This is a genomic window from Paenarthrobacter sp. NPDC089675 (assembly GCF_044749185.1).
In the GTDB taxonomy this organism is placed as follows: domain Bacteria; phylum Actinomycetota; class Actinomycetes; order Actinomycetales; family Micrococcaceae; genus Arthrobacter.
Map to the genome: position 1 here is coordinate 138,151 of NZ_JBIVHM010000004.1, position 15,350 is coordinate 153,500.

The window sequence follows — 15,350 nt, forward strand, 5'->3', positions numbered from 1 at the left end:
CGAACTTACTTCGGGGTTCGAATCGGCTGGGGAGGGGTGGGGAAAACGTCCGACGGCGGGTCGTTGCCGGCGCCGTCCGCACTAGTTCCGGACGTCCCGGCTGATGAACCGCCAGCCCGCGAAACCGAGCAAAACCAGGGTCCACGCGGCTGTTAGGGAAGCAGCAACCGGAAGGATGAGGGTCGCCTGCGGGTACGAGGCCGTGACCAACCCCGGATCGAAGAGGAGGATGCCGGCGATGGTGGGCAGGTACACGAAGGCAGGGCTGAGCAAGAGCAGCATCAGCGAAAGCTGCGATACGACAATCAGGAGGAACAGCGGTATCAATGACTGCCGCAACAACACAGCCAAGGCAAATCCGATCAGGGCCACGGCGTCCCAGAAACCTATGGCTCCGATCCAGCGGAAGACCAAGTCTGCGGGTACGGCTCCCTGGATGACCGAGAGCTCCTTCAGGCTCGATTGGGAAAGCAGGCTCAACAGCGGAATGGTGACAACGCCGAGTACGGTCACGAAGACCAGCAGGGCCGCACACTTCGCCAGATAAAGGCGTGCACGGTTGGGGACCACCAGGAGAGCCGTCCGCAATTGGCCCGTGACGTACTCGCTGCCGGCCGAGACCACACCTATGACAATAACCCCCACCAGGCCCAGGGCCACCCAATCGAAACCTACCGTGGCGGGTGCGGCGCCTGGGGCCAGCTCGGGATCGTTGCTTCGGATGGCGTCCCCTACCGGACCCGCCTGTGACCACCCGATAAGGACGACGACGGCGAAGGTCGCCACCGCGGTAATCCACACCGGGCGGAGAGTGAGGAGTTTCGTGAACTCGGACAGGAGCAAGCGAGGGCGCATCCCGGCATCGACGGCGCCGCTCACAGCGAACTCCCTGCAGGGGTACCGCCGGTGAGTTCGAAATACGCTGTCTCAAGGTCCGGGTAGCCGGCGACCAGTTCCGGGACCGTGCCCGAGCGGACAATACGTCCCTGCGAGATCAGGACGATGTGATCGGCCACGTGTTCAACCTCGTGGATCAGGTGGCTGGAAACCAGGACGGTCTTACCGGCGGACGCAAGGCTACGCAGCAAGGTCCGGATCCACCGGATGCCGTCCGGGTCCAGTCCGTTCGTGGGCTCGTCAAGGATCACGATCCTCGGGTCGCCGAGCAGCGCTGCGGCAATCCCCAATCGCTGCCCCATTCCGAGGGAGTACTTCCCAACGCGCTTGCCGGCAGCGTCTCTCAGCCCCACAAGGTCCAGCACCTCCTGAACGCGGGAATGCGGAATGCCGTTGGACTGCGCCACCCAGCGGAGGTGGGCCTTCGCCGTTCTACCCTTGTGGGCGCCGGATCCGTCGAACTGGGCACCCACTGTCCAAAGCGGTGCGGCCAGTTTCCGTAATTCCATCCCCTCGACAAGCGCCGACCCGCTGTCCTGCCGGTCCAAGCCCAGCAGCAGTCGGAAAGTGGTGGACTTACCGGCGCCGTTCGGGCCAAGAAAGGCGGTCACCTTACCCGGCTCCGCGGTGAGGGAAACGTCGTCGATCCCGTCCTTATTGCCGTAGTGCTTGCTGAGGTTCCTGATTTCAATCACTGGTACTTCTCCTCCAAAAGGCTTAGCCGCGCACGGGCTGGCTGCGGAATACGATGAGGGCCAAGAGCAACGCCGCCAGCGACCAAGCGAGGAGGATCAAGCCGCCTGCTATTGGGCCGAGGTCGCCAGGGGGCACTGGTGGCAGCTGGTAGAGCTGCGCTCCGGCCTGGTCCGGAAGGGCCTTGGCCAGTGGCGTTATGTGCAGCAAATAGGTGGACACGATGAGGGCCAGGGCTAACACGGTGGCCATTGCCGTCAGTCCGCTCCGGAGAATCACCGCGAGGGCAAAAGTGAAGATGGAAATAAGCAGCCAGTAGACCACAACGCCCCACAGGATCGCCCAGGTCACAGCGTCGGGAGCCAGCCCGCTGCCGGAGGCAGTGCAATCAATGGGGACGCAGCGGATTGCGGCGGAGCCAAACACGCTTGGCAGTGCAACGCAGAGCGATCCTGTGGCAACCACCGCTGCTTTGGCCGCCAGAACGCAGCTACGCCGGGGAACGCTCACCAGCGTGCTGCGGAGCGATCCGGCGTCGGCTTCCTGGTGCATGGTCCACGCCGCCAAGAGGATCAGTCCTATTTGTCCGTAATGAAGGACAAGAAGGAACGCACTGCCGCTTTCCAGCCCTCCGGCATTCTCTGGTTTTCCTTCCCGGTGGGCTTCCGCGATCAGCGCGGTCAAGCCCCAGGAAAGCAGGACGCAGGCAAGGACGGTACCCGTGGCAGTGACCAGGAAAAAGCGAAGACTCAGCAGCTTGATGGTCTCAGCCCGGGAGGCACGGAGGAACGTGGACGTCCAGCCGAGGCTGATGTCGGCGACGGCAACCGGGCGCGGCTGGGAAGAAGGCATGGAATCCAGTCAACAGGCCCGGCCCTCGCCCGTCAGTCTGCTGGTGTTGACAATTGCCGGGCGCGCTCATGGGAGATACGGGGCACGCAACAGGCCGCCCTCGTAGGCCATGACCACCAGTTGGGCCCTGTCCCTGGCCTCAAGCTTGGCCAGCAGGCGGCTGACGTACGTGCGTGCCGTGGTCCGGGTGACAAACATTTCCGCGGCAATCCGGTCGTTTGAAAGGCCACGGGCAATTAGCGTCAACGTCTCGCGCTCACGATCTGAAAGTCCTTGGATCGCTCGATAAGTTGTAGGGTCTGTGCCCGCGGTTGGCGCAGCACCGGCAGGCGGAGCCGCGCTGAAGCGGTCCACCAGGCGGCGGGTGACCTCCGGGGCGAGGAGCGCGTGCCCCTCATAAACGGTACGGATTGCACCGAGAATACTTTCCAGCGGAGCGTTTTTCAGCAGGAATCCCGAAGCACCGTGGCGGAGGGCCTCGAAGACGTATTGGTCCAAATCGAAGGTTGTGAGCATCACCAACTTGGTGGGAGAGCCCAGCGCAGCGAGCATCTTCGCGGCCTCCAGGCCGTCCATCCGGGGCATGCGGATGTCCAGGAGTGCAACGTCCGGCTTTAGCTCGACGATCACCTCCACCGCTTCCGCGCCGTCAGCCGCCACGGCACACGCAGTCATGTCCCCGGCGTCGTCAACCAGAAGGCGGAGCGAAGCGCGCAGATGGGGATCGTCGTCGGCGATTGCTACCCTGACCCTATTCATGGGCGCTTTCCTCCACGACGGCGAGTGGCAGCCGGGCCGTCACGAGATAGCCTCCATCCACACCTCCTGCGCGGAAAGTTCCGCCCACTGCATCCACTCGTTCCCGCATGCCCTGCAGCCCATACCCCGGCCCCGCTTCGCTGGGCAGTTGTTCGCCGTGCAGTGCAGGACCGTCATCTTCGACGGTGACCAGCAGGCTTCCATCCTCCATGCCCAGTCCGATGTGGCAGTTCTTCGCTGTGGAATGCCGAATGACGTTCGTCAGCGACTCCTGGACGATGCGGTACGCGGTGGTTCTTTGGGCTGCCGGGACGTGGTTGGCATCATCGGCGGCGGAGATGGTGACCGCTATCCCCGTCTGCTCGGCAGAGTGGGACAAACCCTGGACCAGATCAGTAAGTTTCCCGCCCGGGAGGTCGCTGCCGCGTTCCTGCCGCATCACCGCCTGCAACTGCGTCAGGGCGCTCCTGGCATCCGCCTCGATTCCCCGCAACGTGGACCTGAGTTGATCCGGCGTCGACGATTTCAGGTACGCCACCACGCCTGCGCGTACGCCGATGCTCCCCAGGGAATGGGACAAGACGTCGTGCACGTCCCTCGCGAGGCGCAGTCGCTCACCAGTCCTGGCAGCGTGCGCGGTTTCGGCACGCAGCCGCCGGGTCCGGACCCCAAAGATCCAGGCGGTTCCCAGGACCACAGTTATGAGGACCGCAGCCCGTAAGGCAGACTCAGCGCCTTCCGCCGAAACGACGAGCAGCGAACCCATCAGCACGGCACCAAGAAGAAGGAATGCCCTGGGAAGCAGCCGTTCCCCGTACCGCTCGGCCGCGCCATAGAGGCAGAGTGCGGTGACGATGAACGGATCTCCGGTCAGGCCGAACCACCAACCACAAAGCGTCAACAGTCCTGTACAGATAGTTGCTGCCCACGGACGGTTGGTACGAAGACAGAGGCCTGCAACCAGCAGGACGCCGAGGGCGAGCTGCCACGGCCTGCTTGCCGGGTCCGCGGGAACTACTGTGAACCACAGGCCTGCAACAATCACCGTGCCCCCCAGCGTGTTCAGCAGGACGGGGTGCCGGTAGAGGCATCGTCCTGCTCGATCAGGGCCGTCATCCACTGGTGTTCTGTTCTTGAGCTGTTTCTCCACGGTCCGCCCCGATGGCCAAAAACTGGTTATGCGCCAGTTCCCTATAGAGGGGTGACTTCCTGAGCAACTCATTGTGGGTGCCGCTTGCCACGACCCGGCCCTTCTCCAGGACCAGGATCAAGTCCGAGCTCTGCACCGTGGCCAGACGGTGTGCAACCACCACCAGGGTGCACCCCGACGCAAGGTCGGCAATGAGTTCCCTGACTTTCTCTTCGCTGACGCCATCCAGGTTGGAAGTCGATTCGTCGAGGAGAAGCATTGAGGGTTTGGCCAGCAACGCCCGGGCCACCGCAATGCGCTGGCGCTCGCCGCCGGACAAGAGGACCGCACCTTCGCCCACCTCGGCGTCGAGCCCTTTCGCGGACCTTTGCAAAAGGGAAGCGAGGTCCAGCCTCTCAAGGATGGCCACCATCTCCCCGTCGGAAACGTCGGGACGGCCCAGGCTCAGGTTGTCACGCAGAGTGCCCGCGACGGCCGGTGCGTCCTGTTCTACGTACGCGATCCTGGCCCTGACTGCGGACCGGGGAACACCTTCCACATCGGCGTCGCCGAAGACTACGCGGCCCTGGCTGGCATCGTGGAAGCGTGCAATGAGGCTCAGGATGGTGCTCTTGCCGGCCCCGGAGGGTCCCACGATCGCGAGGCTCTGCCCCGGGTCGATGCGGAACGAAACATTGCCGAGGATGGGCTCTTCCTCCTGTCCCGGAGGTTGCCCGTAATCGAAGCACACATCCTCGAAGACCAGGCTGGAATCCGTGATCTCCGCGGAGGCCCGTCCGGCCGCTGGTGCGTCCCTTTCGACGGGCAGTCCAAGGATTTCGTTGATTCGTGCAACGCCTCCCAACGCCTCACCCAGGACACCCATGGTTCCGAACAGCTGGCCGAGCGGCATGATCAGGACAAACAGGAAGAGGATGAAGGACACCAAGTCCGCCACAGTCATCTCCCCGGACGCAACCCGCAGCCCGCCGACTCCTACAACAGCGAGGAAGGTGACCTGCATGGAGACCGACGAAATCGGCGAAACCAACGCGGTTGTCGCAGCGACGCGAAGCCCCACGCTCCACACAGCACCCGCATCATCCTTGACTCGGCGTGCTTCCCGTCCGGTGGCGTTGGCGGCCCGTACGGTCCGTGTGGCCCTGATTGCCCGATCCATCGACGCAGCCAGTTGCCCCAAGGCATTCTGCATGCCCAGGCTGGCTCGCTCGATATAAGAGGTCACCCAGGCGACAGCCACGACGGCGGCTACTGCAGCTCCCGCTGCGATCAGAAGCAACAGCGGGTCAAGCAAGAGCATGGCGATGAGCGCCCCGATGACGGTGAAAACACCGGCAAACGATTCCACGAAGCCTTCGCTGAGCATGTTGCGGATGACGGCGGTGTCGGTGGTGACCCTGGCCACGAGGTCGCCCACCCGGCGTTGGTCCAGCGTGGGTACCGGCAAATGGAGGATGTGGTCAATGAGGTTGTGCCGTGAAGTCCGGATAGCGGTCTCGGCTGCCCGCTGGATCAGGTATTGCCGGACTCCGCCGAGGACTCCGCCCGCGAGGATGAGGCCGCCCAGTGCGAAGGGGAGGATGTCCAGCGGCTTCGAAGCGCCGACCCGGTCGATCACTTCACCCACCAGGAGTGGTTGCACCAACGAGAAAGCGGAACCCAGCAGGCTCAAGAGGACGATGACGGCAACGAGGCCGCGTTGAACGGCTACGTGCCGGAAAAGCTCGGCAAGGCCTGCGCGGCGGGACGCAGGCTGAGGGGCCGTGGCTGCCATCGCTTAAGCCACCGATTCAGGCTGTTGGACGGACAACACAGGGACGAAGCTGCCGACGCTGGGTGGTTCATCAATCGGAACCCCATCCACTTCGATCCAAGCATGGGCGGCAAACGGCTCCAGCCGGTACCCGGTTTTCCACGAAGGGGAGTGCCCCTCCAACCGGCACAGGATGAAGGAGGCTATGGAACGCTGAAGGCAGCCTTCTCCCGCGCACCGCTCGCTCACGGCGCAGACTGCAGCCCTGATCCGCCGGGCTTCCGATGACGTCGATGGACGGGTTTTGTGAGCCACAAATTGGAGGAACGACTGGAGGAGGGACGGTGGCATCAACGTCATGGTCCAGGCAATTGACGTGACCACGCGGGTCCTGAGCAGCACCATGCCCTGCGGCTTTACGGCGCGCTGGGGAGCAAGCGGAAGGCTCATGGACGTACCTTCCGGACAATCCCGTTGTTTTGCAGATCTGCCAGAAGGACATGGACGTCACCGCGCACAAGGGAGGCGTCAACGTCGTAGGCCGTGTGGATGCCGGTGATGATGCTGCCTACGGGAAGCCTTTCTCCTACGCCTTTCAGGACATCCCCTGCCGTCCCGTTGCCGCGCCAGTACATTCCGCCGCGCGCATCGAAAACCGTCAACCCGTCGTCGTCAATGTTGAACGCGAGCTTCGGCGCGAGCTCAAAGACGTCCGTATCCTCGATACGTCCCTTGGCCTTGCTCATATTGCTCTCCTTACCCATCTCTCAATGCTGGCGAGATGTTCGAGTTCAAAAAGTTCTTCCGTGCCCGTGACGGGCATGCTGAGTGCGTCGCGGATGGCCACGGGATCCACGTGGCCCATGTCCACGAGGTAGCTGTCCTCGAAGAGCCGTCGCAGTTCCTGGCGCTTCGTCTTGTATTCAGCGAAGAGGTCCGCGCTGTATTCGCCTTTGTCCTCGCGCGTGAAGACCCACCGGGGAACGACTCCTTCGGTGGCCCGGGCCAGGAGCGGCTTGCTCTCCCTTGCCCCGAGAAGGATTTCCGCCGGAAGGCCGAGAACCAAGCGGACCAACTCATCGTCCAGGAAGGGCGCCTCCCAGGAAACGCCCAGATGCCCATAGGCGTGGTTTACCTGGCGGGCTATCTCTCCCTGGAACATCAGGGATTCCATCATCTGGTGCTTGAAACGGTCGGGATGGTGGGACTGGACTCCATGGTCGAGCCCTTCGCGCACTTTATGCGCCACCACTTCAGCGGCCTGCGGCGTGGCAAACCTTGAAATGCCGAAGCCGGGAGCCCAGGCAAATGCCTCGCCGGGTCCCGTTACCGGACCTCCCTGGTTGTGGGCCCTGCGGAGGAGCTCGGTTTCGAAGTCCACGTTGGCTGCGACCGCCCGGCCCAGTTCCAGAACAGGCCACCTCTGCATCTTGCCGAGGCGACGCAGGATGCGCACTCCGGACTTCCACGACGGCGTCGAAAGGAGCCCAAGTGCCATGGCGGGGAGAGGATCGAACAGTTCGTCGCCGCCAATGCCAGCCAGATGGGTCCGGACGCCGCGGCCTGCAGCGTCACGAAGGAGAGCGCCCAGGTGACGGGAATTCCCGGCCCAGGCGAGGGGTCCCTCGTCCAAGGCCTGGATGTCCTGGTCCGGTTCGCCAAAGGCAGAGGACGTGGACGTGAGGGAGCCGAGTTCGATGAAACGGCCCTTGAGTTCCGAGCCTGCCCGTCTCGCGTACTCGGAGTCACGGTTGTGCTGGTCGTCCGTGGAGGCGTGGTAGAAAGTGCCGCCTTCCTGCACGGAATCAAGGAGGAATGCCAAGCTGGTGGAATCCATGCCTCCGGACACATCGGCACTTACAGGCCCACCGGCCAAAATCCGGCGCTGGACTGAATCTCTCAGCGCGGCGGACATGGCAATGGCGGCCTCCGGCAGGTTTGAGATGGGCTCACCAGCGGCCGGCGGGGGATCCAGCAGTATCGGGCGGCCCTCGCTGAAGGTCAGGCCATAACCCGGTTTCACTGTTCGAATGCCCTCCCAGTAGGGGAGCTGGCGGAGGAAGCCCGGTAGGTGCATGCAGAGGGCGAGCCTGACCCTGTCCTCGTCAAGTTTGCTGTTGGCCAGGCGCCGCAGGGCCCCTTGGGACGTTGATGCGACAGGCTGCCCGTTGACCCAGGTCCAGTACAGCGTCCGTGCCGTGGAAAGGGAGCCGTGGACGGACGGCGTTCGAAGCGGTTCGCCGTTTTCCAGGGTCGACGTCCTAGTGTTCGGTGCGGCGGAGCCTGCATCGAGGAAAGCGATCCGGGCGTCGCCGGGCAAGGCGGTCTGAAGGGACGCGGCCCGTGGCGCCGCTGGAGCGGATGTGGGAGTGAAGAAGTATTCATGCATTGGAACTGTGGCACCTGTTGGAGTCGTAGGAAGGCTCAATGGTGACTTGGCGAAATGAGCCCATGCGCGCAATGCGGGGAGCTGAATAGCTGTTGCTCATCATTCTCTTCCCTCCTTCCAAAGAATCGTCAACCAGCACTCACTGGTTGTGAATTCAGCATTACGGAATGAGTGTCAAAGAACAACAAAAGATTGGTTTACACTTCACTTGAATCTTTTACTTTATGGGGTATATGTAATACTGGAGCTGCCTGCAGCATGGCCTCCTTATTTTGAACGCCGATATTGATTTGCCAAAAGTCGGTTTCCATTCCGTCTTCCCTGCCGGTGGAGGGACGTTGTGGTACTGATTGCGGTGCCGTGTCAAAACCCGTTGCCTGAATCAAAAGGCGGGTTCTGTCCGGGGTGGGGAATGTCTGGTGGAACTAAGTCGCTTGGTTACGCCGGAAGCATGTCCGCCAGGGCGCGGAGGCGGAGCGCCGGCGGCACGCCTCCCGCGGGGCGGGCGCCTCACCGGCGGCGCGCCCCCGCCGCATGCCCCCCGCGGGACGGGCGCGATTGCCCGCGGATGGCGGAATCAGCCTGTACGCAAGAAGGGAGCCCCGTCGAATATCGACGGGGCTCCCGATGTGGTGGTTTCTTGGGTCTAGCAGAACCAGTGGAACTTGAACAACGAACGACCACCAAAGAGATCGCGGTAGCAGCCGCACCACAGGCCGTTGGTGACCTCGCGGAAGGAACCTGCCTTGGCAATGCGAGGAGCGGAATAGCTGTTTTCCATCTTCATGCCTCCTTTCAAGGAATGAATTTCAGCAGGCTGTGTTGCCTGCTGCGGATTGAGTATTCACAGGTAATCGAAACCATGGCAAATCTCCGTAGTGGAGGCTTTTTGCTCCCACTCCTGGCTTTGTTCCTGGTGTGTCATAATGGCCATGCGGCAGCCATGTCCGGCTACCGCTGCGGCCTTGGAATCAAGACTCCAAAGCCATTACCCGCAGAATGGGACTCCCGCCGGTTTTGTTGTTCTGAATGGAAGGTAGTGAATGTCAATAGCCGTTTGCTGAATCAAAACTCGAAAAACTCGGGAAAGGGAGGTTTTCGGTAAATTGTTTGATGGAAATATTTCGGTTGGTTACGCCAGGGAAGGTGCGGTGGGTCCGTCTCTTTCGTGCCAGATCGCATCGCTTGAGGCCGCCGGGGCGGTAAGGATCTACCACGACCAAGCTTCGGGAGCTACGGAAATCCGTGAGCAGTGGCGTGTGTGCCTTGATGAACTCAACCACGGGGACACCCTCCTGGTCAGTGATCTCTCGCGGCTTGGGCGAAGTGCGGCGGATCTCGCCGACATTGTGGCCTTGCTGGCCCGGAAGGGCATCAGGTTCCGTGTGCTGGCCGAACCTTGGCTCGACACCGGCGGTTCCTGCAGCCAGATGATCCTCGACATCTTCGAGTGCATCGGTAGATACGAGCGCAATAGATTATCTGAAAGAACCAGGGCGGGACTGACTGCGGCACGGGCCCGCGGCCGCCTTGGGGGTCGCCCGCCGGCGATGACCAAGCTCAAGCTCGAGGCGGCCAGGGATCTTCGAAACAAGAAAGCGACGCTCAGTGAAATTGCGAGCACACTGGGCGTCAGCATCTCGACAGTTGCACGCGCGTTGAGCGGCGGACGAAACTAAGCCGCAGTCCTGCCTCTTCGGGGGCCAAGCAGGCGGAACCCAGATGTGGGGGCCCAGACCCTCCCCGCCGGCTGTTCGTCAAAGTGCATCCGGCCCCCAGGGTGGGCCTGGACGCCACACCAGCCCTGCGCCGTCGAGCACGTCTCCGGCACCAGGCTAATAAATCGCAAATTGTCCCAACTGTTGCGCGCTGTGTCGCAGAAGCCGCCTCATGGGCACATCCTGTCAGTAAATGACCCCGAAAAGCCGCCCGCCCATTGCATATCCGCCGGTGGCAGCGGACCATAAGTATGTACACCGATTGGGGCAATCTCCGATTGTGAGCTGCGGGGCCTGGGCAAGAGGGGCCGGACCCGGCAGCTCAACGGTGATACCGCAAGAATGGGCGCGTTGGGGGCGTCCATTTTTTCGTTAAGCCGCCGTTCGTGGACAGCCTGGAAGGCCCGATTGGGCGATGCCGAAATTCTCAGGTACAGTAGTATCTGCTTTCGAATCGGAAGCAAGGAGAATTCGCCTAGCGGCCTATGGCGCACGCCTGGAACGCGTGTTGGGTTAACGCCCTCGGGGGTTCAAATCCCCCATTCTCCGCGTTTGGCCCTGGTCCACTGGACCGGGGCCTTTTGCGTTCCGGGAAAGCGGTCTAAGCGTCAGCCTGTTGCTCCGCATCCTGCTGCTGCGCTTCCGCCACTCTTTCCAATACCTCGCGGCACGCTGCCGTGGCCGGGTGGATCCTGCCGGCCGTCCTGGTGGAGGTGAATACGGTTCGCTTGGGCAGGCCTGGAAGATCCAGCAGCTGGACGGTCCGGCTCCGCCCGGTCCACACGAGGTCCGGCATGAGCGCCACGGCGTTTCCGGATTCGATCAGCCGGATCTGCGCTTGGAGGTCGGCGGTTTCGTAGCGGACATCGGGCTCGAAGCCGGCGGATCGGCAGGCCTGCTCAGCCCAATGCCGGGAGGCGGCGCCCCGCGGCTCCATGACCCAGGGCAGGGATGCAGTGTCTTCGATCGAGGTAACGTGCTCACCACCCAGGCCTACCGGGGGAGTGGCCAAGCGGATGGCGTCGGTGGTCAGCGTAGCCCGGTCGAGGCCGGGGTGGTGCGGCGCGGCGTGCCCGGGATACTGCTCCGCCACCACGATGTCGAAGTCCCGTGCCCAGGTTTCGTAGAGTGCGGTCTCAGGCTCCCGTTGCGTCATCTCCACCCGGACCTCGGGGTACTCCTGCCGCATGATGGTAAGGAAGTCGGGGAGCAGGGCGAGGGCGGCGGATTGGAAGACTGCCAGCCGCACAGTTCCGGTGACCGTGGAGAGGGATGCCGCGAGTTCCGTTTCAGCGCGCTCCAATGTTTCCAGGAGGGCGGCTGTGTGCGCCACGAGGATCTCGGCCTGAGGCGTCAGTTGCACCCGCCGGCCGGCCTTCCGGAGCAGTTCGACGCCCGCCTCCTTCTCCAGCAGGGTCAGCTGCTGGGACACGGATGAAGGGCTGTATTGCATGGCGTCGGCCACTTCCGCGAGGGTTCCGCGGATCTTCAATTCGTGCAGCAAACGGAGCCTGCGGACGTCCAGCACGGTGGCCTCCAAACCTTCGGGTTGGGTAATGATTATTCGTCAGAAAAGGTCGCTTTTCCTAATGGGATTGTAGATCCATACTGATGGAAACAAACAAACTTCTCCGCCACAGAAGGAGCCCCCATGACCAGCACCCTCCCGGATGCGAGCTCATCGCGTACCCAGGAATCCGGGCAGTTCGACGCACTGGCCCAAGAAGCCATCGCACTGGTTCGCCACTGGCTGACCGAAGCCGCCAAAATCCCCGTCGATGTTTCCGCGCAGCGCCTCGCCGGGGTTCTGAAGGACCCGAACGGACTGGACTTCACCGTAGGATTCGTCGACGGCGTCATCCGCCCCGAGGACCTCTCGGTCGCTGCCCGGAAACTCGCCGAGCTGGCCCCCAAGGTACCTGCGTTCCTCCCCTGGTACATGCGCAGCGCCGTCCGCGTGGGCGGGGTCATGGCGCCGATCATGCCGCAGGTGGTCATTCCGATCGCCCGCCGGGTGCTCCGTGAAATGGTGGGGCACCTGATCGTGGATGCCACGGACGCCAAGCTTGGCCCGGCCATCGCGAAGATCAAGCAGGACGGCGTCCACCTGAACGTGAACCTCCTGGGCGAAGCTGTCCTGGGTGAGCATGAAGCACAGCGCCGGCTCGACGGCACCCTGAAGCTCCTTGCCCGCGAGGACGTGGACTACGTCTCCATCAAGGAATCCTCCACCGTGGCACCCCACTCTCCGTGGGCTTTCGACGAAGCCGTGGACCACGTGGTGGAAAAGCTCACCCCGCTGTACCGCCTCGCCGCCTCCTTCACCAAGCCCAAGTTCATCAACCTGGACATGGAGGAATACAAGGACCTGAGCATGACCATCGCTGTGTTCAAGCGGATCCTGGACATGCCCGAGTTCAAGAACCTCGAGGCCGGCATCGTCCTCCAGGCCTACCTCCCGGATGCCCTCGGTGCGATGCAGGAACTGCAGGAGTGGGCGGCAGCACGCCGTGCGCAGGGCGGCGCGCCCATCAAGGTCCGCGTGGTCAAGGGCGCCAACCTTCCCATGGAGCAGGTTGAGGCCTCGCTGCACGATTGGCCGCTGGCAACGTGGGGCACCAAGCAGGACTCCGATACCAGCTACAAGAACGTCATCAATTACGCCCTCACCCCGGAGCGCGTTGACGCTGTCCGCATCGGCGTTGCCGGCCACAACCTCTTCGATGTCGCCTTCGCGTGGCTGCTGGCCAAGCAGCGCGGGATTGCCGGCCAGGGACAGAAAGCGATCGAATTCGAGATGCTCCTGGGCATGGCGACCGGCCAGGCCACGGCTGTCCGCAAGGACGTTGGCAGCCTGCTCCTTTACACCCCGGTGGTTCACCCGGGCGAGTTCGACGTCGCCATCGCGTACCTGATCCGCCGCCTCGAAGAGGGTGCCAGCCAGGAAAACTTCATGTCCGCGGTCTTCGAACTCAGTGAGAACGAAGAGCTGTTTGAACGGGAAAAGAACCGCTTCCTGAACTCCCTGGCGAACCTCAGCGAGACGGTCCCCGGACCTAACCGCCGGCAGGACCGCCGCCTCCCGGCCGAGCCCGCGCCAACCGAGGGCTTCCGCAACACCCCGGACACCGACCCCGCCCTGCCGGCAAACCGTGCTTGGGGCCGTGACATCCTGGGGCGGATCCCCGGTTCCACGGCAGGCAACAAGATCGTCGAGTCCACCAAGGTCTCCGACGCCGCCGAACTTGAGCAGATCATCACCACGGCGGTCGAAGCCGGCAAGGCGTGGGGCGCACGCCCCGCCGCGGAGCGTGCAGCCATCCTGCACCGCGCCGGTGAAGTCCTCGAAGCCCGCCGCGCCGAACTCCTGGAGGTCATGGCCTCCGAAACCGGCAAGACGATCGACCAGGGGGACCCCGAAGTCAGCGAAGCAATCGACTTCGCGCACTACTACGCCGAGCGTGCCAAGGACCTGGAAACGGTCGACGGCGCCACTTTCGTGCCAGCCAACCTCACCGTTGTGACTCCGCCATGGAACTTCCCGGTGGCGATCCCCGCCGGCTCGACCCTCGCGGCACTAGCCTCAGGTTCCGCCGTCGTCATCAAGCCCGCAAAGCAGGCCCGCCGCTCCGGTTCCGTCATGGTGGATGCCCTCTGGGAAGCCGGTGTCCCCAAGGACGTACTGGCACTCGTGCAGCTCGAAGAGCGTGACCTTGGCACCCAGCTGGTCTCGCACCCGAGCGTTGACCGCGTGATCCTGACCGGTGGCTACGAAACCGCCGAGCTGTTCCGTTCCTTCCGCCAGGACCTGCCGCTGCTCGCGGAAACCTCAGGCAAGAACGCGATCATCGTGACCCCGAGCGCCGACCTTGATCTCGCAGCCAAGGATGTGGTGTATTCCGCGTTCGGCCACGCCGGCCAGAAGTGCTCCGCTGCGTCCCTGGTGATCCTGGTTGGTTCGGTGGCCAAGTCTGCCCGCTTCCACAACCAGCTCATTGATGCTGCCCGCTCCCTGACGGTGGGCTACCCGGAGAACGCCACGACCCAGATGGGCCCGATCATCGAGCCCGCCAACGGCAAACTCCTCAACGCCCTCACCACCCTGGGTGACGGCGAAACCTGGGCCATCAAGCCTGAGCGCCTCGACGAGACGGGCCGCCTGTGGTCCCCGGGCATCCGTTCGGGCGTCAAGCGCGGCTCATACTTCCACCTCACCGAGTTCTTCGGACCGGTCCTCGGTGTCATGACCGCAGAGACCCTTGAGGAAGCCATCGCCATCCAGAACGAGATCGAGTACGGCCTGACCGCCGGCCTGCACTCGCTGGATTCCGCTGAAATGGGTGTCTGGCTGGACAAGATCCAGGCCGGAAACCTGTACGTCAACCGCGGCATCACCGGCGCGATCGTGCAGCGCCAGCCGTTCGGTGGGTGGAAGAAGTCGGCCGTAGGTGCAGGAACCAAGGCCGGTGGACCGAACTACCTCATCGGCCTGGGCAGCTGGGTCCCCGCTGAAGCCAAGGCCAAGCGCGGCAACGTCCTTGAAGGGGCAGCTTCGCAGATCCTTGCTGCGGCCAAGTCGGCCGACGTCACCGCCGAGGAACTCCAGACCCTTCAGCAGTCGCTCTTCAGCGATGCCGAGGCCTGGGCAACCGAGTTCGGCACCCGCAAGGACGTCTCGGCACTGACCGCTGAGCGCAACGTCTTCCGCTACCGCTCCCTCCCCGTGACCATCCGGCTCTCCGAAGGTGAGCGGCTCGCAGAGCTGTTGCGGGTTGTGGCTGCGGGCGCAGTGGCGGGCTCGGCCCTGAAGGTGAGCTCCGCCGTCGTACTTCCCGACGCCGTGGTGACCGTGTTCGCGAACCTGGGCGTCAGCGTGCGGGTTGAGGACGACGCCGCGTGGCTGGCCCGTGCGGCATCGTTCGACGGCGGCCGCATCCGCCTGATCGGTGGCGACTTCACCGCGCTGAGCGGAGCCATGGGTGGGCGACCGGATGTGGCCGTGTACCACGGCGCCGTGACCCAGGCCGGCCGCATTGAGATGCTCCCGTTCCTCCGCGAGCAGGCAGTGTCCATCACCGCCCACCGCTTCGGCACCCCGAACCACCTCTCGGACCACCTGATCTGATCGACACCCACAAA

At 63.5% G+C, this 15,350-nt stretch carries 13 protein-coding genes and 1 tRNA gene; 3 read left to right on the top strand and 11 right to left on the bottom strand.

Going from position 1 to position 15,350, the window contains the following annotated elements; translation table 11 throughout:
• Nucleotides 1–81: 81 nt before the first annotated feature.
• The 10 genes from ACIPY2_RS10690 to ACIPY2_RS10735 form a co-directional block, all read right to left on the bottom strand.
• Nucleotides 82–879, bottom strand: a complete 798-nt coding sequence (locus ACIPY2_RS10690) for an ABC transporter permease (protein ID WP_400266359.1) — start codon at nt 877–879, stop codon at nt 82–84.
• Nucleotides 876–1,592, bottom strand: a complete 717-nt coding sequence (locus tag ACIPY2_RS10695; protein WP_400266360.1) for an ABC transporter ATP-binding protein — start codon at nt 1,590–1,592, stop codon at nt 876–878. Before ACIPY2_RS10695 ends, ACIPY2_RS10690 begins: the two co-directional genes overlap by 4 nt.
• Before the next feature lie 22 nt (nt 1,593–1,614).
• Nucleotides 1,615–2,442, bottom strand: coding sequence for a hypothetical protein (locus ACIPY2_RS10700; RefSeq protein WP_400266361.1), 828 nt, complete (start codon nt 2,440–2,442; stop codon nt 1,615–1,617).
• Nucleotides 2,443–2,508: 66 nt separating this feature from the next.
• Nucleotides 2,509–3,201, bottom strand: coding sequence for a response regulator (locus tag ACIPY2_RS10705; RefSeq protein WP_400266362.1), 693 nt, complete (start codon nt 3,199–3,201; stop codon nt 2,509–2,511).
• On the bottom strand, nt 3,194–4,321 hold the full coding sequence (locus ACIPY2_RS10710; protein WP_400266363.1) for a sensor histidine kinase: 1,128 nt from the start codon (nt 4,319–4,321) through the stop codon (nt 3,194–3,196). The genes ACIPY2_RS10705 and ACIPY2_RS10710 overlap by 8 nt, the downstream gene beginning before the upstream one ends.
• Nucleotides 4,314–6,125, bottom strand: a complete 1,812-nt coding sequence (locus tag ACIPY2_RS10715; RefSeq protein ID WP_400266364.1) for an ABC transporter ATP-binding protein — start codon at nt 6,123–6,125, stop codon at nt 4,314–4,316. Before ACIPY2_RS10715 ends, ACIPY2_RS10710 begins: the two co-directional genes overlap by 8 nt.
• 3 nt (nt 6,126–6,128) lie before the next feature.
• On the bottom strand, nt 6,129–6,554 hold the full coding sequence (locus tag ACIPY2_RS10720; protein WP_400266365.1) for a lasso peptide biosynthesis B2 protein: 426 nt from the start codon (nt 6,552–6,554) through the stop codon (nt 6,129–6,131).
• Nucleotides 6,551–6,850: a PqqD family protein gene (locus tag ACIPY2_RS10725; RefSeq protein ID WP_400266366.1), complete on the bottom strand. Its 300-nt coding sequence runs from the start codon at nt 6,848–6,850 to the stop codon at nt 6,551–6,553. Before ACIPY2_RS10725 ends, ACIPY2_RS10720 begins: the two co-directional genes overlap by 4 nt.
• Entirely contained in the window at nt 6,847–8,493 is a 1,647-nt protein-coding gene (locus ACIPY2_RS10730) for an asparagine synthase-related protein (RefSeq protein ID WP_400266367.1), read from the bottom strand. The genes ACIPY2_RS10725 and ACIPY2_RS10730 overlap by 4 nt, the downstream gene beginning before the upstream one ends.
• Nucleotides 8,494–9,139: 646 nt before the next feature.
• Nucleotides 9,140–9,280, bottom strand: a complete 141-nt coding sequence (locus tag ACIPY2_RS10735; protein WP_400266368.1) for a keywimysin-related RiPP — start codon at nt 9,278–9,280, stop codon at nt 9,140–9,142.
• A gap of 319 nt (nt 9,281–9,599) precedes the next feature.
• On the opposite strand from ACIPY2_RS10735, the gene ACIPY2_RS10740 reads away from it, so the two are divergent.
• Both ACIPY2_RS10740 and ACIPY2_RS10745 read left to right on the top strand, forming a co-directional pair.
• Nucleotides 9,600–10,172 carry a recombinase family protein gene (locus tag ACIPY2_RS10740; protein WP_400266369.1) on the top strand — a complete coding sequence of 191 codons (573 nt, stop codon included), beginning with the start codon at nt 9,600–9,602 and terminating at the stop codon, nt 10,170–10,172.
• A 503-nt stretch (nt 10,173–10,675) separates the two neighbouring features.
• Nucleotides 10,676–10,760 (top strand) — tRNA-Ser (locus ACIPY2_RS10745).
• A gap of 52 nt (nt 10,761–10,812) precedes the next feature.
• On the opposite strand, the gene ACIPY2_RS10750 is transcribed toward ACIPY2_RS10745, so the two are convergent.
• A complete protein-coding gene (locus ACIPY2_RS10750) occupies nt 10,813–11,739 on the bottom strand; it encodes a LysR substrate-binding domain-containing protein (protein WP_400266370.1) in 927 nt (308 codons plus the stop codon).
• A 123-nt stretch (nt 11,740–11,862) separates the two neighbouring features.
• On the opposite strand from ACIPY2_RS10750, the gene ACIPY2_RS10755 reads away from it, so the two are divergent.
• Complete coding sequence (locus ACIPY2_RS10755; protein WP_400266371.1) at nt 11,863–15,336, top strand: bifunctional proline dehydrogenase/L-glutamate gamma-semialdehyde dehydrogenase; 3,474 nt, start codon at nt 11,863–11,865, stop codon at nt 15,334–15,336.
• The last annotated feature ends 14 nt before the right edge of the window (nt 15,337–15,350 follow it).

Coding starts and splice junctions, on each gene's coding strand:
- ACIPY2_RS10700 (WP_400266361.1), bottom strand. CDS start 2,442: ATGCCTTCTTCCCAGCCGCGCCCGGTTGCCGTCGCCGACATCAGCCTC.
- ACIPY2_RS10715 (WP_400266364.1), bottom strand. CDS start 6,125: ATGGCAGCCACGGCCCCTCAGCCTGCGTCCCGCCGCGCAGGCCTTGCC.
- ACIPY2_RS10720 (WP_400266365.1), bottom strand. CDS start 6,554: ATGAGCCTTCCGCTTGCTCCCCAGCGCGCCGTAAAGCCGCAGGGCATG.
- ACIPY2_RS10735 (WP_400266368.1), bottom strand. CDS start 9,280: ATGAAGATGGAAAACAGCTATTCCGCTCCTCGCATTGCCAAGGCAGGT.
- ACIPY2_RS10755 (WP_400266371.1), top strand. CDS start 11,863: ATGACCAGCACCCTCCCGGATGCGAGCTCATCGCGTACCCAGGAATCC.
- ACIPY2_RS10705 (WP_400266362.1), bottom strand. CDS start 3,201: ATGAATAGGGTCAGGGTAGCAATCGCCGACGACGATCCCCATCTGCGC.
- ACIPY2_RS10730 (WP_400266367.1), bottom strand. CDS start 8,493: ATGCATGAATACTTCTTCACTCCCACATCCGCTCCAGCGGCGCCACGG.
- ACIPY2_RS10725 (WP_400266366.1), bottom strand. CDS start 6,850: ATGAGCAAGGCCAAGGGACGTATCGAGGATACGGACGTCTTTGAGCTC.